Origin of the sequence: Streptomyces hyaluromycini (genome assembly GCF_002217755.1) — a bacterium.
In the GTDB taxonomy this organism is placed as follows: domain Bacteria; phylum Actinomycetota; class Actinomycetes; order Streptomycetales; family Streptomycetaceae; genus Streptomyces; species Streptomyces hyaluromycini.
Window position 1 is genome coordinate 842,468 of the sequence record NZ_BCFL01000017.1, and the last position, 18,924, is coordinate 861,391.

Annotated in this window: 14 protein-coding genes; 7 read left to right on the top strand and 7 right to left on the bottom strand. The window is 70.0% G+C overall.

Going from position 1 to position 18,924, the window contains the following annotated elements:
- The first annotated feature begins 64 nt into the window (after positions 1-64).
- Positions 65-502 carry an SsgA family sporulation/cell division regulator gene (locus SSP29_RS11755; protein WP_089100497.1) on the top strand — a complete coding sequence of 146 codons (438 nt, stop codon included), beginning with the start codon at positions 65-67 and terminating at the stop codon, positions 500-502.
- Between the two features lie 161 nt (positions 503-663).
- Here SSP29_RS11755 and SSP29_RS11760 read toward each other — a convergent pair whose 3' ends face one another.
- The gene (locus SSP29_RS11760) at positions 664-2,259 is read right to left on the bottom strand and encodes a YibE/F family protein (protein WP_089100498.1); all 1,596 of its coding nucleotides are present in this window, start codon (positions 2,257-2,259) and stop codon (positions 664-666) included.
- 241 nt (positions 2,260-2,500) lie between these two features.
- Between SSP29_RS11760 and thiC the strand changes: the two genes are divergently transcribed.
- Complete coding sequence (gene thiC / locus SSP29_RS11765) at positions 2,501-4,303, top strand: phosphomethylpyrimidine synthase ThiC (RefSeq protein WP_089100499.1); 1,803 nt, start codon at positions 2,501-2,503, stop codon at positions 4,301-4,303.
- Positions 4,304-4,361: 58 nt separating this feature from the next.
- On the opposite strand, the gene SSP29_RS11770 is transcribed toward thiC, so the two are convergent.
- Positions 4,362-4,811 (bottom strand): NUDIX domain-containing protein, encoded by a 450-nt coding sequence (locus tag SSP29_RS11770; RefSeq protein ID WP_245883072.1) that lies wholly within the window; start codon positions 4,809-4,811, stop codon positions 4,362-4,364.
- 35 nt (positions 4,812-4,846) lie between these two features.
- Complete coding sequence (locus SSP29_RS11775; RefSeq protein ID WP_089100500.1) at positions 4,847-5,785, bottom strand: NADP-dependent oxidoreductase; 939 nt, start codon at positions 5,783-5,785, stop codon at positions 4,847-4,849.
- 111 nt (positions 5,786-5,896) lie between these two features.
- Between SSP29_RS11775 and SSP29_RS11780 the strand changes: the two genes are divergently transcribed.
- Positions 5,897-6,313, top strand: a complete 417-nt coding sequence (locus tag SSP29_RS11780; RefSeq protein ID WP_089100501.1) for a winged helix-turn-helix transcriptional regulator — start codon at positions 5,897-5,899, stop codon at positions 6,311-6,313.
- Between the two features lie 45 nt (positions 6,314-6,358).
- Here SSP29_RS11780 and SSP29_RS11785 read toward each other — a convergent pair whose 3' ends face one another.
- The 3 genes from SSP29_RS11785 to SSP29_RS11795 form a co-directional block, all read right to left on the bottom strand.
- A complete protein-coding gene (locus SSP29_RS11785) occupies positions 6,359-7,228 on the bottom strand; it encodes a hypothetical protein (RefSeq protein ID WP_089100502.1) in 870 nt (289 codons plus the stop codon).
- 181 nt (positions 7,229-7,409) lie between these two features.
- A complete protein-coding gene (locus tag SSP29_RS11790; RefSeq protein WP_089100503.1) occupies positions 7,410-8,498 on the bottom strand; it encodes a metallophosphoesterase in 1,089 nt (362 codons plus the stop codon).
- A 255-nt stretch (positions 8,499-8,753) separates the two neighbouring features.
- Positions 8,754-9,866 (bottom strand): LacI family DNA-binding transcriptional regulator, encoded by a 1,113-nt coding sequence (locus SSP29_RS11795; protein ID WP_089100504.1) that lies wholly within the window; start codon positions 9,864-9,866, stop codon positions 8,754-8,756.
- Positions 9,867-10,337: 471 nt separating this feature from the next.
- Here SSP29_RS11795 and hisC point away from each other — a divergent pair, with 471 nt between their 5' ends.
- The 4 genes from hisC to cydD all read left to right on the top strand — a co-directional run bounded on the left by hisC (position 10,338) and on the right by cydD (position 17,993).
- Entirely contained in the window at positions 10,338-11,417 is a 1,080-nt protein-coding gene (gene hisC, locus SSP29_RS11800; protein ID WP_089100505.1) for a histidinol-phosphate transaminase, read from the top strand.
- Positions 11,418-11,713: 296 nt separating this feature from the next.
- Entirely contained in the window at positions 11,714-13,222 is a 1,509-nt protein-coding gene (locus tag SSP29_RS11805; RefSeq protein ID WP_089100506.1) for a cytochrome ubiquinol oxidase subunit I, read from the top strand.
- 18 nt (positions 13,223-13,240) lie between these two features.
- On the top strand, positions 13,241-14,248 hold the full coding sequence (cydB, locus tag SSP29_RS11810; RefSeq protein ID WP_089100507.1) for a cytochrome d ubiquinol oxidase subunit II: 1,008 nt from the start codon (positions 13,241-13,243) through the stop codon (positions 14,246-14,248).
- A gap of 82 nt (positions 14,249-14,330) precedes the next feature.
- Positions 14,331-17,993 carry a thiol reductant ABC exporter subunit CydD gene (gene cydD / locus SSP29_RS11815; protein ID WP_089100508.1) on the top strand — a complete coding sequence of 1,221 codons (3,663 nt, stop codon included), beginning with the start codon at positions 14,331-14,333 and terminating at the stop codon, positions 17,991-17,993.
- A gap of 19 nt (positions 17,994-18,012) precedes the next feature.
- Here the strand turns inward: cydD and SSP29_RS11820 are convergent, their stop codons facing one another.
- A complete protein-coding gene (locus tag SSP29_RS11820) occupies positions 18,013-18,900 on the bottom strand; it encodes an HAD hydrolase family protein (protein ID WP_150133981.1) in 888 nt (295 codons plus the stop codon).
- Positions 18,901-18,924 lie beyond the last annotated feature (24 nt).

Below are 18,924 nucleotides of genomic sequence, written 5' to 3' on the forward strand. Positions count from 1 at the left end.
CAAGATTTGACCACCATCAAAGGGATAAAACCCGGCCAGTCGGTGTCATATGACGGGGTAGGCAATGCGCGAGTCCGTACAAGCAGAAGTCATGATGAGCTTTCTCGTCTCGGAGGAGCTCTCCTTCCGCATCCCCGTGGAGTTGCGCTACGAGACCTGCGATCCCTATGCCGTCCGGCTCACCTTCCACCTGCCCGGGGACGCGCCGGTGACCTGGGCCTTCGGCCGGGAGCTGCTGATCGACGGGGTGGGGCGGCCGTGCGGCGAAGGCGATGTGCACATCGCGCCCGCCGACTCCGAGGTGCTGGGCGAGGTACTGATCCGGCTTCAGGTCGGCGGCGACCAGGCGGTGTTCCGCTCCTCCGCACCCCCGTTGGTGGCTTTCCTCGACCGTACGGACAAGCTGGTGCCGCTCGGCCAGGAGGGCTCGCTCGCCGACTTCGACGCCCACCTCGAAGAGGCCCTGGACCGCATCCTGGCCGAGGAACAGAGCGCCGGCTGAAGCGTTGCGGCACGGGGCGCACGCCGCTCCGCCGAGCCGCGTGAGGACGAGCAGGAACGCTTCTGCGTGTCCGGCGCCGGGCCCCTGCCGGAACGCTACTTCTCAGGCGGACCGTCCTGCCTCACCTCGTGGACGGCCTCCTCCCGGCCGTCCACCGCGCTTCACCGCTTTCGGCGCCGTCCCCGTCCGCCGCGCGCCGCGGCCGGCGCGGCCTCCACGGACTCGGCTGTCACCGTGCCCGGCCGGTCGGCCGACACCACCAGGGCCGCGAGCAGTGTGGTGACCGGCACCGAGGCGACCAGGCCGATCGAGCCGACCAGGGTGCGCACGATCTCCTCGGCGACCAGCTCGCTGTTGGCGACCGTGGCCACACTGCTCTGCGCGATCGAGAAGAGCAGCAGCAGCGGCAGCGCGGCGCCCGCATAAGCCAGCACGAGGGTGTTGACGACGGACGCGATGTGGTCTCGGCCGATGCGGATGCCCGCCCGGTACAGCCCGCGCCAGCCCATCGTCGGGTTGGCCTCGTGCAGTTCCCAGACGGCCGAGGTCTGGGTCACCGTCACGTCGTCCAGGACACCCAGCGAGCCGATGATGACACCGGCCAGCAGCAGACCGCTCATGTCGATCGACGGATACAGGCCGTGGATCAGGCCGGTGTTGTCGTCGGTGTTGCCGGTGAGCGCGGCCCAGTCGATGAACTCCGAGCCGAGCAGGCCGATCAGGCACAGGGAGACCAGCGTGCCGAGCACCGCCACCGAGGTCCGGGCCGACAGCCCGTGGCAGATGTACAGGGCGATCAGCATGATGGCGCTCGACCCGACCACCGCCATCAGCAGCGGATTCGAGCCCTGCAGGATCCCCGGCAGGATGAACATGGTCAGCACCAGGAAGCTGACGGCCAGCGCGACCAGCGCCATCACGCCGCGCAGCCGGCCCACCACCACGACGGCGAGCGCGAAGATCCCGGCCAGCAGCGCCATCGGGAACTTCCGGTTCACGTCGGTGACCGAGTACTGCAGGTCCTTGGGCGCGGAGGGCTCGTACGCGGCCACGACCTTCTCGCCCTCGTGCAACTGCCGCGACTGGTCGGGCTGCACGATCTCGGTGAAGGTACGGCCCTTGTCCTTGCCGGCGTCGACCCGGACCGTGGCCTTCTTGCAGGTGCCGCCCTCATCCTGCTTCGAGGAAGTGCCGTCGGCGGTGGAGGTGTCGCCGGTCGAGCCGCCTCCGGAGGCGTTGACCGACTTGCAGCTGACCGAGACGACCTTGGTGACCGTCGCTGCCTGCGTCTGGCGGTCGAAGCCGACGCCGGTGCGCTCGTGCGGCGGGGCACCACCGGGCCAGAGCACCACCAGGCCGACCACGACCGCGGCGGTGAAGGGGATCAGGATCGCCGCGATGACCTTGCGCAGATGCTTGGAGACGGGCGCGGCGGGGCCGTGGCTGTGGCTGTGTCCGTGCGAATGGCCATGACCGCCGCCGGGCCCGGAGCCGCTCTGGCCGGTGCTCGGACCGGGCGATTGGCCATGGGCCTCTCCGCGGCCGTGGCTGTGGCCGTGGCCGTTGTCGTGGGCTTGGCCGCTGTCGTGATGGTGGGCATGGCCGAGGGCATGCCCCTGGTCGTAGTACTCGCCCTGCCCGTGGATGTGTCCGTCACCGGCACCATGGCCCCCGTGGCCGGGTCCGCCACCCTGCGAGGCGCCGTTGCCGCGCCGCGGGTCGGGGGGCGGATAGGGGTGCTGCTGTGTCGAGGTCACCGCCCGATCATCGCAAGAACGGTAGGGGCCCTCTGTTCACCGCGCCCGAATTGACGCTAGCGTGGAGGCACCTTTGCACACGCGGGAGCTCGGAGCACCGGGCTGAGAGGGCGCTGACCTCCGTATTCGCGATGTTTCACGTGGAACGAGTGATGTTTCACATGAAACGCCGCCCGACGGAAGCCGCTGCGTCGACCGCCGAACCTGTTACCGGGTAATGCCGGCGTAGGGAGTAGGTCTCATGACCAACAAGGACGCACGCACGCCTGCCTTCAGCCAGGACGAACAGCCCATTACGGGTGAAACGTCCCCGGAGGCCGGGAAGTCCATCGGCTGGCACAAGGGGTATGTCGAGGGTTCCCGCCCCGATCTGCGGGTGCCGGTCCGTCAGGTGCATCTCACCAACGGGCAGTCGGTCACGCTCTACGACACCTCGGGCCCGTACACCGATCCGCTCGTCGAGACGGACGTCCGCAGGGGCCTGCCGCCGCTGCGGGAGAACTGGATCATCGCCCGAGGCGACACCGCCGAGTACGCGGGCCGGCCCGTCCGCCCCGAGGACGACGGGATCAAGCACACCTCGCCGCGTGGTGGCCTGCGCAACCTGGACGCGGTCTTCCCGGGCCGCCCGCGCCAGCCGCGCCGCAGCCGGGACGGCGAGGCGGTGACACAGCTCGCGTACGCCCGCCGGGGCGAGATCACCCCGGAGATGGAGTACGTGGCCATCCGCGAGAACGTTTCTCCCGAGGTGGTCCGCGAGGAGATCGCGGCGGGCAGGGCCGTACTGCCCGCCAACGTCAACCACCCGGAGATCGAGCCGATGATCATCGGCAAGCGGTTCCTGGTGAAGGTCAACGCCAACATCGGCAACTCCGCGGTCACCTCCTCCATCGAGGAGGAGGTCGAGAAGATGACCTGGGCGACCCGCTGGGGCGCCGACACGGTCATGGACCTCTCCACCGGCCGCAACATCCACACCACCCGTGAGTGGGTCCTGCGCAACTCCCCCGTCCCCATCGGCACGGTGCCGCTCTACCAGGCCCTGGAGAAGGTCGACGGCAGGGCCGAGGAACTGACCTGGGAGATCTACAAGGACACGGTCGTCGAACAGGCCGAGCAGGGCGTGGACTACATGACCGTCCACGCGGGCGTGCGCCTCCCGTATGTACCGCTCACCGCCAACCGCAAGACCGGCATCGTCTCGCGCGGCGGCTCGATCATGGCGGCCTGGTGCCTCGCGCACCACAAGGAGTCGTTCCTGTACGAGAACTTCGAGGAACTCTGCGAGATCCTCGCCGCCTACGACGTCACGTACTCCCTGGGCGACGGACTGCGCCCCGGCTCCATCGCGGACGCCAACGACGAGGCTCAGTTCGCGGAACTGCGCACGCTCGGGGAACTCAACCGGATCGCGAAGCGTTTCCATGTACAGACGATGATCGAGGGCCCGGGCCATGTCCCGATGCACAAGATCAAGGAGAACATCGACCTTCAGCAGGAGATCTGCGATGAAGCTCCGTTCTATACGCTCGGCCCGCTGACCACGGACGTCGCACCGGCGTACGACCACATCACCTCCGGCATCGGTGCCGCGATGATCGCCTGGTGGGGCACGGCGATGCTCTGCTACGTCACGCCCAAGGAGCACCTGGGCCTGCCCAACCGGGACGACGTCAAGACCGGCGTCATCACCTACAAGATCGCCGCCCATGCGGCCGACCTCGCCAAGGGCCACCCGGGTGCGCAGGAGTGGGACGACGCGCTGTCCGACGCCCGCTTCGAGTTCCGGTGGGAGGACCAGTTCAACCTCGCCCTGGACCCGGACACGGCCCGCGAGTTCCACGACGAGACGCTTCCGGCGGAGCCGGCGAAGACGGCCCACTTCTGCTCGATGTGCGGGCCGAAGTTCTGCTCGATGAAGATCTCGCAGGACATCCGCCGCGAGCACGGCGGGAGTCGGGGCGAGGTCGAGGCGGGGATGGCTCAGAAGGCGAAGGAGTTCGCGGCTGCGGGCAACCGGGTGTATCTGCCGATCGCGGACTGACGGCGGACCCGGGAGTGTGCCGGAGGCTCGGCAAGCGGGCTCCGGCACACTACCCCGGCTATCGGGCTCGCCATGCCTCGACGTGGGCCAGCACGTACGCGGCGAGTTCGGGCGGGTGCAGGTCGAGTGCGGCCACGGCGGTGGGGTCCAGCGGGATCCGGACCGGTTCGAAGTCGCCGGTGTCGGGGGATTCCCATTCGGGGCCGTCGCGGCGGTCCGGGTGCATGTCCAGCAGGTCCGCGAGGAAGAAGTGCTGTGTGACGGTGACCGTCCCGCCCGGTTCGGCCACGGTCAGCAGGGGGGTGGCGGGGCCGATCGTGGCGCCGATCTCCTCCATGACCTCGCGGCGCAGTGCCGCGTCCAGACCGGCGTCGTCGGGTTCGACGCTGCCGCCCACGGTCGTCCAGTACGGGGAGCCACCCGGCCATCCCCGGCGCAGGAGAACCAGGTGGTCACCGTCGAGCAGGACCACGCGCACCTTGTGACGGACCTTCATGGACACCTTCATGGAAGGACCTTCATAGAGGGGGACGGTAGCGCCTCTCATGGGACCAGGACGAGTTTTCCGGTGGTGCGGCCGGCCTCGATCGCGCGGTGGGCCTCGGCGGCCTCGGACAGCGGATAGGTGTCCTGGACGAGCACCCGCAGCCGGCCCGCCTCGATACGTTCCGTGATCCGTTCCAGCAGCTCACCGGAGGGAGCAGCAGTGACCCACACATAGCGCACCCCGCGCTCGGCCGCCTGGAGTCCGTCCGTTCCCGGGTCGATCGACGCGCCGACTAGCAGGCCGCCGGGGCGCAGCACATCGAGGGAGCGTGGTCCGTAGGAGCCGCCGACCAGGTCCAGGACCGTGTCCACCGGAGCCACGGCGGACTCGAAGCCGGTGGCCGTGTAGTCGATCAGTTCGTCGGCACCCAGCCCGCGCAGCAGGTCGTGCCGGCCGGCCCGCGCCGTGCCGACGACGTACGCCCCCAGCTCCTTGGCCAGTTGGACCGCGACATGGCCGACGCCACCGGCCGCCGCATGGATCAGCACCCGGTCACCGGGCCGGACCCGCGCCAGCACGGCCAGCGCCTGCCAGGCGGTCACCGCGGCCAGGGGAACGGCACCCGCGGTCACGAGCTCCAGGTTCCCGGGAGCGGGGGCCAGCGCCTCGGCCGGTGCGGCGGTGAACTCGGCGTACGCACCACGCCGGGACACCGGCAGCATGCCGTACACCCTGTCGCCCGGGGCGAACCGTGTCACGCCCTCGCCGACCCGCTCGACGACACCGGCGACATCGTTGCCCGGCGTCCACGGCAGCTCGACCAGCTCCGGCACCCGGCCGGAGCGGAGCACCGTGTCGCCGGGATTGACCCCGGCACCGGCGACCCGCAGCAGCACCTCGCCGGGGCCCGGCTCCGGTATGCCGGTCTCGGCGTACTCCAGCGTCTCGGGACCACCGAACACGGACTGGACGACGGCATGCATACGGGCGGACATCAGGACTCCTCGTCGGCGGGGCTCGGGTCGCGGCGGGTCGCGGCGCGTCCCATGCTCGGTCCCGGCAACGGGCCTGTGGAAGAAGGCACTTCTCTGATATCGAGGTTCCTCATGGATACCGGCTTCGACCTGAGAGAACACGGCGGCGTGGACGTCTTCCTGCGCGACTGCCCCACCCGTGCCGTGCTGGATGTGATCGCCGGCAAGTGGACCATGCTGGTGCTGGTGGCCCTTGCTGACGGCCGGCCCATGCGGTTCGCGGAGCTGCGCAGACGGCTGGACGGTGTGACACCGAAGGTGCTGACGCAGACCCTGCGGGCGCTGGAGCGGGAGGGACTGCTGACCCGCACGGTGTATCCGACGGTGCCGCCGCGGGTGGAGTACCGGCTGACCCGGCTGGGCCAGGAGGCGGGCGGGCTCGTGCAGCGCATCACCGACTGGTCGCAGGCGAACGTCGCCGTCATGCAGGCGGCGCGGGAGGAGTACGACGGGCGCGCCGCCCGTCAGCTCCCCGGCGCGGCCTCGTAGACCGGGTGTCCGGCCTGCGCCCCCTGGCCGGGGGCGCAAGCCGGGTTATTCCGGCTGGTGTTCCGGGCCTCCGAAGTCCGGGCTGGTGTAGTCCGGGCTGGTGAAGCTCGGCCGGGAGGCGGGGGCGGCGCCGTCGTCGGTGCTGAAGCCGGGACGGTCGTAACCGAGACGCGGCATCCGGCCCGCCGGGCTCGACGGGGCGGTATGGCGCAGTCCGGCCGTGCCGGTGTCGGTGGCCAGTGCTTCCCGCAGGAAGGGCAGGATGCCGCGCTCCAGCAGGGCGTCCCGCCAGGCCTCCCGGGCCTTGGCCACCTCCCCGCCGGGCTCGCCATAGGCTCCGGCTTCCAGCGAGGGGCTGTTGCGCAGTGCGGTGAGCAGCAGTCCCGCGCCGGCCATGATGATGGCGGCCGCGGTCACGACGCCGAACACCCAGCCCGCGGTGAGCATGGTCTGGGCGAACGCCGGGGCCGGGTCCAGCATCTTCAGGACGTAGCCGACGAGCAGGAAGATCGCGGCGGCGGTGCCGGCGAGCACCGGCGCGAGGACCAGGGCGAGGGCGAAGCCTCCGGCGCCGGTGGTCTCGGCGGCCTCGCCGAGGGTGGTGGCGAGCCCCATCGCGCCGCCCGTGCCCGGCTCCGCGGAACCGGACTCCTGGACGGTGGCCGGGGTGGACCGCGCAGGATTGCGCAGTTCCTCGCGGACCTTCACATAGTGCTGGTACTCGGTCGCCGCGGCCGCCGTGATCAGTGCGGTGGCGTTGAGCGCCATGGTGCGCAGCTGTTCGGTGTTCAAACGCTGGCCTATACCGGCCAGTTCGGGACGGTACTGGGCGGAGCGCAGCGCCTCGTCGAGGATCCGCTCGTATTCCTGGCGGTCCTCGCTGTGCAGGTGCTGCGGAACGCTGTTCATGTGCATCCCCCGATGCTCCGTAGGGCTGGTGGCTCGCACGCCGGCGAGCCGTCGGGCAGAAACGGAGGGGAGCCTGCTACGGATAAACCGATGGTAGAGCCGTTACGGCACGCGGTGACAGGGGGTTGCCGGAAATTGGGTGTGGCCCGCGTGTGACATCGGAGGGACGGAACAGCCCGGCGAACGCTCAGTTGTCCAGCGGAAGTTGCCTCACCAGCAGCTTTCCGGCCATGGTCACGCCGCCGTCCATGGCGATGGCGAGCCCGTCGGCGTACACGTGCGGACCCTCCACAACGGGGCCGGCAGCCTCTTCGCCCTCCTCGGAGCCGACTTCCCCCAGCAGATAGGGAATCGGGCTGTGTCCGTGAACGATGCGGGTACCGCCGTACGTATCGAGAAGGGAACGGACGGCGTCTGCACCCCCCTCGTCGCGGAAGGAGAAGCGCTTGGTGAACTTGCGGAACAGATCCCACACCTCGTCCGCGTCGTTACGCGTGATGGTCTCGCGGACCGTGTCGTTGACCGCCTCGATCGAGTCGCCGTAGTCGAGGTAGGCGGTGGTGTCGGAGTGGACCAGCAGATAGCCGTCGACCTCCTCGACGGCGTCCAGGCGGGCCATCCACTGGAGGTGGTGGTCCTGGAGCCGGTCCATGTCGGTCTTCTGGCCGCCGTTGAGCAGCCAGGCCGCCTGGAAGGTGGCCGTGCCAGCACCGGAGTTGACGGGCGTGTCGCCGAACCTCTTGGCGCCGAGCAGCAGCAGTTCGTGGTTGCCCATGAGGGCCTTGCAGTAGCCGCCGGCCGCGGCCGCCTCGGCGGACAGCCGCATCACCAGGTCGATGACGCCGATACCGTCCGGACCCCGGTCGGTGAAGTCGCCGAGGAACCACAGCCGGGCCGTGCCCGCACACCAGTGCCCGTCCGCGTCGATCAGGCCCTGCTCCTGCAGCGCGGTGAACAGCTCGTCGAAGTAGCCGTGCACGTCACCGACGACGTACAGCGGGCCGGGGCCGTTCGCGGGCTGCGCGGCAGGGCCGGCGGCCGGTTCGACGGGCGTCTGGATCGTGTCGCCGCGGTTGATGACGGGCAGGTCGCGCTGGGTGGGGGTGTACCCGTCCGGATACCCCTCGGGGTACATGTCGTCGAGTGGTGGTACGACGTCGCCGGGGTGGGTGCTGGGGGCGTACGGACCGGTCTCGTTGACGTACCCGGGCACCCGGAAGTCGCGCAACGTCGCCGTCCGCTCCGCTTCGGGTCCCTGACCGGCCCCCTGAGTCATCAGACCCCTCCACCATCGCGCCGCATCTGCACCGCTTCGGACTGCCTGGTCGCAGCGGCCCGCGGTGTCGTGGGCCCATCATAGGAATGCCCGTCGCGCCGTGTGATGACCCAGGGGTGGTGAATCCGGGCAGGAGTCCAGTTCAGCGCGGCTTTCGCCCCGGTTGGGCAGGGGTTCGACCCCCAGCCGTTCAGCTGCCGGCCGTCGTCCGACGACGCCCGGCAGCCGCGCCGCCCCGCTCTCCGCGCGTCCGTGCTACTCCTCCTCCGGTGCCCGCGGCGGGCTGACCGTGGTGCGCTGTGTGCGTCGCTGGGAGGAGGTACGCACGATCAGTTCGGTCGGTATCACCTGCTCGACCGGCTGGTCCGACTCGACTCCCTCGATCGCGTCGATGAGCAGCTGCACCACCGCCGTGCCGATGCGGCGCGGCTTCAGGGAGAGCGTGGTGATGGGCGGCTCGGTGTTGGCGTACACGGTCGACTCGCTGCAGCACACCAGGAGCAGGTCGTCGGGGACGCGCAGCCCGTAGCGGCGGGCGGCGGCGAGCAGGTCGGTGCCGTTGGGGTCGAACAGGCCGTAGACGGCGTCGGGGCGGTCCGGGCGGGCGAGCAGCCGGTCGGCGGCGACCGCGCCCGCGCACGGGTCGTGTGCCGGGTAGGCCTCGTAGACCGGGTCCTGGCCGACGCGTTCGCACCAGCGCAGGTAGGCGGTGGTCGACAGGTGCGTGTACGTGTCCGTCGTGGTGCCCGTGAGCAGGCCGATCCGGCGGGCGCCCGCGTCGGCGAGGTGGTCGAGGATGCCGAGGACGGCGGCCTCGTGGTCGTTGTCCACCCAGGCGGTGACCGGGAGCGAGCCGGCCGGGCGGCCGTCGGAGACCACCGGCAGGCCCTGCCGGACCAGTTCGCTGACCACCGGGTCCTGGTCGGAGGGGTCGATGACGACCGTGCCGTCCAGGGCGACGTTCGACCACACGTCGTGGCGTGAGGTCGCGGGCAGGATCACCAGGGCGTAGCCGCGGGCGAGCGCGGCCGAGGTGGCGGCCCGCGCCATTTCGGCGAAGTAGGCGAACTCGGTGAAGGTGAAAGGTTCATCCCCGTACGTCGTCACGGTCAGGCCGATGAGTCCCGACTTGCCGGTACGGAGGGTGCGGGCGGCGGCCGAGGGGCGGTACCCCAGCCGGTCGGCGACCTCTCTGACATGGCGGCGGGTGGCATCCGGGAGTCGGCCCTTGCCGTTCAGGGCGTCGGAGACGGTCGTGATGGAGACTCCGGCGGCGGCGGCCACGTCTCTGATGCCCGCCCGGCCCGGCCGGCTGCCTCGCCGAGAGGTTTCCGCGCGGCTCACCTGGTGCTTCCCTGCTGCTGTCATGGCGAGCCGATAGTAGGGCTCATGCGGTGGGGTAGTGCGGACGCATATGCACGCGTTGACAGGCACGTTTCTGCAAGGTCAATGGGGGTCAACTACCTTAGAAAGAAAGTCAGTTGAACGATCCAAAGGTGAGACGTGACTTGTCGGCACGCATGGGCCTGCCAAGTACCCGATGTTTCGAAGAGGTCTCAACTCACCTGCACGGGTGATGCGCGCCACGGCGTGAGCCACCGGCGCGTAGATATATGTAGGGCGCGCCCCCGATAAATGCGCCTTCGTGCGGTGATGCCCGTGATGCCAGTGGGACGGATGAGGTTCGCCGCTCCGGTTCGTCTCCCACTCGGCTGTTGCGTTGCTCCGGCTCTGCGCGCGCTTCTTCGCTGTACGCAGCGGCGCCGAATCCTCATAAGGTGAGCAGTATTGGATGTCGGCGGCTCGGACGGTCCGCCGGTGGTCGCGAGGAGGACTGCGGTGAGCGAGACGAGCCCCAAGCTGCGCGCCGAGCTGGAGGGTATCCCCACCTACAAGCCGGGCAAGCCGGCGGCGGCCGAAGGCCCGGTCGCGTACAAGCTCTCCTCCAACGAGAACCCGTATCCCCCGCTGCCCGGTGTGATGGAGTCCGTCACCGCGGCCGCCTCCTCCTTCAACCGCTACCCGGACATGGCGTGCACCGGGCTGATGAACGAGCTGTCGGACCGCTTCGGCGTTCCGCTCGGCCACCTGGCCACCGGCACCGGGTCGGTCGGTGTCGCCCAGCAGCTGATCCAGGCCACGAGCGGCCCCGGCGACGAGGTGATCTACGCATGGCGGTCCTTCGAGGCGTACCCGATCATCACGCAGATCAGCGGCGCCCGGTCGGTCCAGGTGCCGCTCACGCCCGGTGATGTGCACGACCTGGACGCGATGGCGGACGCCGTCACCGACCGAACCCGCCTGATCTTCGTCTGCAACCCCAACAACCCGACCGGCACGGTGGTGAAGCGGGCCGAGCTGGAGCGGTTCCTGGACCGGGTGCCGAGTGACGTGCTGGTGGTCCTCGACGAGGCCTATCGGGAGTTCATCCGCGATCCCGAGGTGCCCGACGGCGTCGAGATCTACCGTGAGCGGCCGAACGTCTGCGTGCTGCGGACCTTCTCCAAGGCGTACGGCCTTGCCGGCCTGCGCGTCGGATTCGCGATCGCTCATGAGCCGGTGGCGGCGGCACTGCGCAAGACGGCGGTCCCCTTCGGCGTGAGCCAGCTCGCCCAGGAGGCGGCGATCGCCTCGCTGCAGGCCGAGGACGAGCTGCTCGGCCGGGTCGGCTCGCTGGTGTGCGAGCGGCAGCGCGTGGTCGAAGCGCTGCGCGGCCAGGGCTGGACGGTGCCCGAGACCCAGGCCAACTTCGTATGGCTGCGGCTGGGGGAGCGTACGACCGCCTTCGCGCAGCTCTGTGAGGAGCACGGCGTGGTCGTCCGGCCGTTCCCGGGCGAGGGCGTGCGGGTGACGGTCGGCGAGACCGAGGCGAACGACATCTTCCTGAAGGCGGCGGAGGCGTTCCGCAAGGAGATCTAGCCGCAGAGAGTTGTGCGGGTCGGTAACGGGCTCGCGAGGCAGCACTCCCCGCCTCGCGAGCCCGTTGCGTACCCGGTGTGCGTCCGTGATCCGCTGAGTGCGGGTTTCACGTGAAACGGCTGCGGCTGTGGGCCGAACGGCCCAAGCGGGACCCCCCTTGGAAAGCTGAAAATCAGTGCGTCATAATGGCTTGTGAATGTGAATGCATTCACAAGCGTGTCCCATTAGTCCCGTGATGTACGCGACAAAAGGGGCAGAGTGCCGCTATATCACGGCGACGTAAGGAGACTGACGACGTGTACCTGGCTCTGGCGCCGGAGACACTGGCGCGCTGGCAGTTCGGCATCACCACCGTCTACCACTTCCTGTTCGTCCCGCTGACGATCTCGCTGGCCGCTCTCACGGCCGGCCTGCAGACCGCCTGGGTGCGCACGGAGAAGGAGAAGTACCTCAGGGCGACCAAGTTCTGGGGCAAGCTCTTCCTGATCAACATCGCGATGGGCGTGGTCACCGGCATCGTGCAGGAGTTCCAGTTCGGTATGAACTGGTCCGACTACTCGCGGTTCGTCGGCGACATCTTCGGCGCCCCGCTCGCCTTCGAGGCACTGATCGCGTTCTTCTTCGAGTCCACCTTCATCGGGCTGTGGATCTTCGGCTGGGACAAGCTGCCGAAGAAGATCCACCTGGCCTGCATCTGGATGGTCTCCATCGGCACGATCCTGTCCGCTTACTTCATCCTCGCGGCCAACTCGTGGATGCAGCACCCTGTCGGCTACAAGATCGACAAGGCGAAGGGGCGGGCCGAGCTCACCGACTTCTGGGCGGTCCTGACCCAGAACACCGCGCTGGCCCAGGCCTTCCACACGCTGTCCGCGTCCTTCCTGACCGGCGGCGCGTTCATGGTCGGCATCGCAGCCTTCCACCTGTTCCGCAAGAAGCACATCTCCGTGATGAAGACCTCGCTGCGGCTCGGTCTGGTCACCGTAGTCATCGCCGGCATGCTCACCGCGATCAGCGGTGACACCCTCGGCAAGGTCATGTTCAAGCAGCAGCCGATGAAGATGGCCGCCGCCGAGGCCCTGTGGGACGGCCAGAAGCCGGCGCCCTTCTCGATCTTCGCCTACGGCGACGTCAGCAAGGGCCACAACACCGTCGAACTGTCCGTCCCCGGCCTGCTGTCGTTCCTGGCCGACGACGACTTCAACTCGTACGTCCCTGGCATCAACGACACCAACAAGGCCGAGCAGCAGAAGTACGGCGCCGGCGACTACCGGCCCATCATCCCGGTCACCTTCTGGGCGTTCCGCTGGATGATCGGCTTCGGCATGGCGTCCTTCGCCATCGGCCTGGCCGGGCTCTGGCTGACCCGTAAGAAGTTCATGCTGCCGCAGCACCTGAGGGTCGGCGAGGACGAGGTGCCGCATCTGGTCCTCTTCAAGAACAAGGCGCTCAGCCCCAAGCTCGGCCGGCTGTACTGGCTGGTTGCGATCTGGACGCTCGGCTTCCCGCTGATCGCCAACTCCTGGGGCTGGATATTCACCGAGATGGGCCGTCAGCCCTGGGTCGTCTACGGCGTCCTGCAGACCCGTGACGCGGTCTCCCCCGGTGTCTCCCAGACCGAGATCCTCATCTCGATGATCACCTTCACCGCGCTCTACGCCGTCCTCGCCGTCGTCGAGGTCAAGCTGCTCGTGAAGTACGTGAAGGCGGGCCCGCCCGAGCTCACCGAGGACGACCTCAACCCGCCCACGAAGATCGGCGGCGAGAACCGTGACGCCGACAAGCCGATGGCCTTCTCGTACTAGGCCGAGGGAGACGCAGTCATGGAACTTCACGACGTCTGGTTCGTCCTGATCGCCGTCCTGTGGACCGGCTACTTCTTCCTGGAGGGGTTCGACTTCGGGGTCGGCATCCTCACCAAGCTGCTCGCCCGGGACCGCCTGGAGAAGCGGGTGCTGATCAACACGATCGGCCCGGTCTGGGACGGCAACGAGGTGTGGCTGCTCACCGCGGGCGGCGCGACCTTCGCCGCCTTCCCCGAGTGGTACGCCACGCTCTTCTCCGGCTTCTACCTGCCCCTGCTGGTCATCCTGGTCTGCCTGATCGTCCGGGGCGTCGCCTTCGAGTACCGGGCCAAGCGGCCCGAGGAGAACTGGCAGCGCAACTGGGAGACCGCGATCTTCTGGACCTCGCTGATCCCGGCGTTCCTGTGGGGCGTGGCCTTCGGGAACATCGTGCACGGCGTGAAGATCGACCGGAACTTCGAGTACGTCGGCACCCTCTGGGACCTGTTCAACCCGTACGCCCTGCTGGGCGGACTGGTGACGCTGACCCTGTTCACCTTCCACGGCACGGTGTTCACCGCGCTCAAGACCGTCGGTGACATCCGGGTGCGGGCGCGGAAGCTGGCGACCAAGGTCGGTGTCCTCACCGCCGTACTGGCGCTGGTCTTCCTGCTGTGGACCCAGGTCGACAGCGGGGACGGCAAGAGCCTGGTGGCGCTGGTCGTGGCGGTGGCCGCGCTGGTGGCCGCTCTCGGGGCCAATCTGCGGGGCCGCGAGGGATGGGCGTTCGCCCTGTCCGGCGTGACCATCGTGGCCGCCGTGGCGGTGCTCTTCCTGTCGCTCTTCCCGAATGTCATGCCGTCGTCGCTCAACGGGGACTGGAGCCTCACGGTCACCAACGCCTCGTCGAGTCCGTACACCCTGAAGATCATGACGTGGCTCGCGGCGATCGCCACGCCGCTCGTCCTGCTCTACCAGGGGTGGACCTACTGGGTGTTCCGCAAGCGGATCGGTACGCAGCACATCGCGACCGAAGCCGCGCACTGAGTCCGAGGGGAGGGTGTCTCATGGTGATGGTCGCGGCGGCTCGTGACGTTTCACGTGAAACGCCCTCTCCGGGCCGAAGGGCATGTTTCACGTGAAACCAATTGATCCCCGTCTGCTGCGTTACGCCCGTGCCACCCGCCTCTTCCTGGTGGCCGTCGTCGGCCTCGGTGCCGTCGGTGCCGGGCTGGTCATCGCCCAGGCCATGCTCCTGGCCGAGGTGGTGGTCGGTGCCTTCCAGCATGGCCACTCGGTCTCCGAACTCCGCACCCCGCTGCTGCTGTTGGCGGCCGTGGCGGTCGGCCGGGCGCTGGTCTCCTGGCTCACCGAGCTGGCCGCACACCGGGCGAGCGCGGCGGTCAAGTCCGAACTGCGAGGGCGGCTTCTGGACCGGGCGGTGGAGCTCGGTCCCGGCTGGCTGAGCGGCCAGCGGACCGGTTCCCTGGTCACCCTCGCCACGCGCGGGGTCGACGCCCTCGACGACTACTTCTCGCGCTATCTGCCGCAGTTGGGGCTGGCGGTGGTCGTGCCGGTCGCGGTGCTGGCGCGGATCGTCACCGAGGACTGGGTGTCAGCGGCGATCATCGTCGGGACGCTGCCGCTGATCCCGCTCTTCATGGTTCTGATCGGCTGGGCCACCCAGTCCCGGACGGACCGTCAGTGGCGGCTGCTGTCCCGGCTGTCCGGCCACTTCCTGGACGTGGTCGAAGGGCTGCCCACACTGAAGGTGTTCGGGCGGGCCAAGGCGCAGGCCGAGTCCATTCGCCGGATCACCGGCGAGTACCGGCAGGCGACCATGCGGACGCTGCGGATCGCCTTCCTCTCCTCCTTCGCGCTGGAACTGCTGGCCACGCTGTCGGTGGCGCTGGTCGCCGTGACTATCGGCATGCGGCTCGTGCACGGCGACATGGATCTGTACATCGGGCTGGTCATCCTGGTGCTGGCGCCCGAGGCGTATCTGCCGTTGCGGCAGGTGGGCGCCCAGTTCCACGCGGCGGCGGAGGGGCTGGCGGCGGCGGAGGAGATCTTCGCGGTGCTGGAGACGCCGGTGCCGGCGTCCGGGGCGGGTGAGGTTCCCGTGGGGGCCGGCCTGGCCTTCGAGGGGGTGACGGTCCGTTACCCGGGCCGGTCGGCGGACGCGGTGACCGATGTGTCGTTCACCGTCGAACCCGGGGAGACCGTCGCACTGGTCGGCCCCAGCGGGGTGGGGAAGTCGACGCTGCTGAACGTGCTGCTGGGGTTCGTACGGCCGGTGGCGGGGCGGGTGCGGGTCGGGGGAGCCGACCTCGCCGACCTCGACCTGGAGGAGTGGCGGTCGCGGATCGCGTGGGTGCCGCAGCGGCCGCATCTGTACGCAGGGACGATCGCCGAGAACGTACGGCTCGTGCGTCCCGACGCGGACGATGACGCCGTCCGGAGGGCGTTGCGGGACGCCGGGGCGCTGGAGTTCGTGGATGCGCTGCCGGAGGGGGTGGAGACGGTTCTCGGCGAGGACGGGGCCGGTCTTTCTGCCGGGCAGCGGCAGCGGCTGGCGTTGGCGCGGGCGTTTCTGGCCGACCGGCCTGTGCTGTTGCTGGATGAGCCGACGGCTGCGCTGGACGGGGTGACCGAGGGGGAGGTCGTGGCGGCGGTACGGAGGCTCTCCGAGGGGCGGACCGTGTTGCTGGTGGTGCATCGGCCGGCGTTGCTCTCGGCGGCGGAACGGGTGGTGCGGCTCTCCGGCGGCGAGGTCCCCAGGGGGCTCCGCCCCCTGGACCCCCAGAACCTTCGCCCACCCACCACCCGACTCGGTCAGTTGGAAAGCGAGGCCGTGGGGCGACTCGGTCAGTTGGAAGGCGCGGTTGCGGAGCGGGTCGGTCAGTTGGAAGGCGAGGCCGTGGGGCGACTCGGTCAGTTGGAAGGCGAGGCTGCGGAGGGGCTCGGTGGGCTGGGAAGCGAGGCCGTAGGGCGGGTCGGTCAATTGGGAGGGGACGACGCGGAGCGGGTCGGTGGGGGGCGGCGGAGTGTTCTTGGGCGGGTTCGTGGTGCTTCTGGGGGGCGGCGGGGGCAACTGGTGTTCGCGCTGCTGCTCGGGGCTCTTGCGCTCGGTAGTGCTGTCGGGCTGATGGCGACTTCCGGGTGGTTGATCTCGCGGGCCTCGCAGCAGCCGCCGGTGCTGTATCTGATGGTCGCCGTGACGGCCACGCGGGCCTTCGGGATCGGGCGGGCCGTGTTCCGGTACGGCGAGCGGCTGGTGTCGCACGACGCCGTGCTGCGGATGCTGGCCGATACGCGGGTCGCCGTGTACCGGCGACTGGAGCGGCTCGCGCCTGCCGGGCTGCGGACGACCAGGCGGGGCGATCTGCTCAGCCGGCTGGTCGCCGATGTGGACACTTTGCAGGACTACTGGCTGCGGTGGCTGCTGCCCGCCGGGGTCGCGGTGGCCGTGTCCGCCGGGGCCGTGGGGTTCACGGCCTGGCTTCTGCCCGAGGCCGGGGCCGCGCTGGCGGTGGGGCTGCTGGCCGCCGGGGTCGGTGTCCCGCTGGTGACCTCGGCCGTGGCCCGGCGTGCCGAGCACCGGCTTGCGCCCGCCCGCGGCTTGCTGGCGACGCGGGTGACCGACCTGCTCACCGGCACCGCCGAACTGACCGTCGCCGGTGCGCTGCCCGCCCGTACCGACGAGGCCCGGCGGGCCGACGGCACGCTCACCCGGATCGCCTCACGGGGAGCCACGGCCACCGCACTCGGCGACGGGCTGACCGCACTGCTGACCGGCCTGACCGTCGCGGCCGCCGCGCTGTTGGGCGCCCAGGGGGTTGCCGACGGCCGGCTGAGCGGCGTGGCGATGGCGGTCGTCGTGCTCACTCCACTGGCCGCCTTCGAGGCCGTACTGGGGCTGCCGCTGGCCGTGCGGCACCGGCAGCGGGTGCGCAGGAGCGCCGAGCGCATCTACGAGGTGCTGGACGCGCCCGAGCCCGTGCGTGAGCCGGAGCGGCCGCGCCAGGCACCCGCCGCGCCCTTCCCCGTCGTACTGAAGGGTCTGACGGCCCGGCACCCGGGGCAGGTGCGGGACGCGCTCGCCGGGCTCGACCTCACCCTGCACGAGGGGCGCAGGGTCGCCGTGGTCGGTGCCTCCGGCGCCGGCAAGTCGACCCTCGCCCAGGTCCTGCTGCGGTTCCTCGACCCGGACGCGGGCTCCTACACGCTCGCCGGCGTGGACGCGTACGGCATGGACAGCGACGACGTACGGCGGCTGGTCGGGCTGTGCGCCCAGGACGCGCATCTCTTCGACAGTTCCGTGCGCGAGAACCTGCTGCTCGCCCGGAAGGACGCCACCGAGGAGGACCTGCGGGACGCGCTGGGCCGGGCCCGGCTGCTCGACTGGGTGGACGGGCTGCCCGACGGGCTCGACACCCTGGTCGGCGAGCACGGGGCACGGCTGTCCGGCGGGCAGCGGCAGCGGCTGGCGCTCGCCCGGGCGCTGCTCGCCGACTTCCCGGTGCTCGTGCTCGACGAGCCCGCGGAGCATCTCGACCTGCCCACGGCCGACGCGCTCACCGCGGATCTGCTGGCCGCCACCGAGGGCCGTACGACGCTGCTCATCACGCATCGGCTGGCGGGCCTGGAGGCCGTGGACGAGGTGATCGTCCTCGACGGGGGCCGGGTTGCGCAGCGCGGGACCTATGCGGAACTTGCCGCCGTGGCCGGACCGCTGCGCGGGATGGCGGAGCGGGAGGCGGCGGCGGAGTCGCTGGTGGGAGCGCGGTAGTCCGGCGCGGCGGGCGGTCTCAGGCGCGTGCGGCCAGCAGCTGCTCGATCACGACCGCCACCCCGTCCTCGTTGTTGGCGACCGTGCGGCCGGAGGCGGCGGCGACGGCGGCGGGGTGGGCGTTGCCCATGGCGTACGACTGGCCGGCCCAGGTCAGCATCTCGACGTCGTTGGGCATGTCACCGAAGGCCACGACCTCCGCGTGCGAGATGCCGCGCTCGGCGCACTCCAGGGCGAGCGTGCTGGCCTTGGAGACGCCAGGACCGCTGATCTCCAGCAGGGCGCTGGGGCTGGACCGGGTGACGGTGGCGCGCTCGCCGATGGCGAGGCGGGCAAGGGTGAGGAAGGCGTCCGGGTCGAGGTCGGGGTGGTAGGCGAGGATCTTGAGCACGGGCTCGCCGGCGCCGGGACCGTCGACCGCGAGGATCTCCTCGGCGGACAGCAGATGGTCCGGTATCTCCATGTGCAGCTTGGGATAGGCCGGCTCCTGGTGGAAGCCGTACGTCTGCTCGATCGCGTACACCGTGCCGGGCGCGGCCTCGCGCAGCATGCCCACGGCGTCCAGCGCGTTCTCCCGGGCCAGGTCGCGCACCTTCACGAAGCGGTGGGCGCCGGGGCCGTCGTGCAGGTCGACCACGGCAGCGCCGTTGCCGCAGATCGCCAGGCCGTGGCCGTGGACGTGGTCGCTGACGACATCCATCCAGCGGGCCGGGCGGCCGGTGACGAAGAAGACCTCGATCCCCGCCTCCTCGGCGGCGGCCAGCGCGGCGACCGTCCTCGGGGAGACCGACTTGTCGTCGCGCAGCAGAGTGCCGTCGAGATCGGTGGCGATCAGCCGGGGCGGGGTCGCGAAGGCAGGGGTCTCGGGCTGTCGGGTCGCTGAGGTCACCGGCCTATTCTCGCGCATATGCCCGCACGGCCGTGCGGGCGG

Excerpts from the sequence above, each read along its gene's own strand:
- SSP29_RS11755 (WP_089100497.1), top strand. The coding sequence starts at position 65 with ATGCGCGAGTCCGTACAAGCAGAAGTCATGATGAGCTTTCTCGTCTCG.
- thiC (WP_089100499.1), top strand. The coding sequence starts at position 2,501 with ATGACCAACAAGGACGCACGCACGCCTGCCTTCAGCCAGGACGAACAG.
- SSP29_RS11770 (WP_245883072.1), bottom strand. The coding sequence starts at position 4,811 with ATGAAGGTGTCCATGAAGGTCCGTCACAAGGTGCGCGTGGTCCTGCTC.
- SSP29_RS11775 (WP_089100500.1), bottom strand. The coding sequence starts at position 5,785 with ATGTCCGCCCGTATGCATGCCGTCGTCCAGTCCGTGTTCGGTGGTCCC.
- SSP29_RS11780 (WP_089100501.1), top strand. The coding sequence starts at position 5,897 with ATGGATACCGGCTTCGACCTGAGAGAACACGGCGGCGTGGACGTCTTC.
- SSP29_RS11785 (WP_089100502.1), bottom strand. The coding sequence starts at position 7,228 with ATGCACATGAACAGCGTTCCGCAGCACCTGCACAGCGAGGACCGCCAG.
- SSP29_RS11790 (WP_089100503.1), bottom strand. The coding sequence starts at position 8,498 with ATGACTCAGGGGGCCGGTCAGGGACCCGAAGCGGAGCGGACGGCGACG.
- SSP29_RS11795 (WP_089100504.1), bottom strand. The coding sequence starts at position 9,866 with ATGACAGCAGCAGGGAAGCACCAGGTGAGCCGCGCGGAAACCTCTCGG.
- cydB (WP_089100507.1), top strand. The coding sequence starts at position 13,241 with ATGGAACTTCACGACGTCTGGTTCGTCCTGATCGCCGTCCTGTGGACC.
- cydD (WP_089100508.1), top strand. The coding sequence starts at position 14,331 with ATGTTTCACGTGAAACCAATTGATCCCCGTCTGCTGCGTTACGCCCGT.
- SSP29_RS11820 (WP_150133981.1), bottom strand. The coding sequence starts at position 18,900 with ATGCGCGAGAATAGGCCGGTGACCTCAGCGACCCGACAGCCCGAGACC.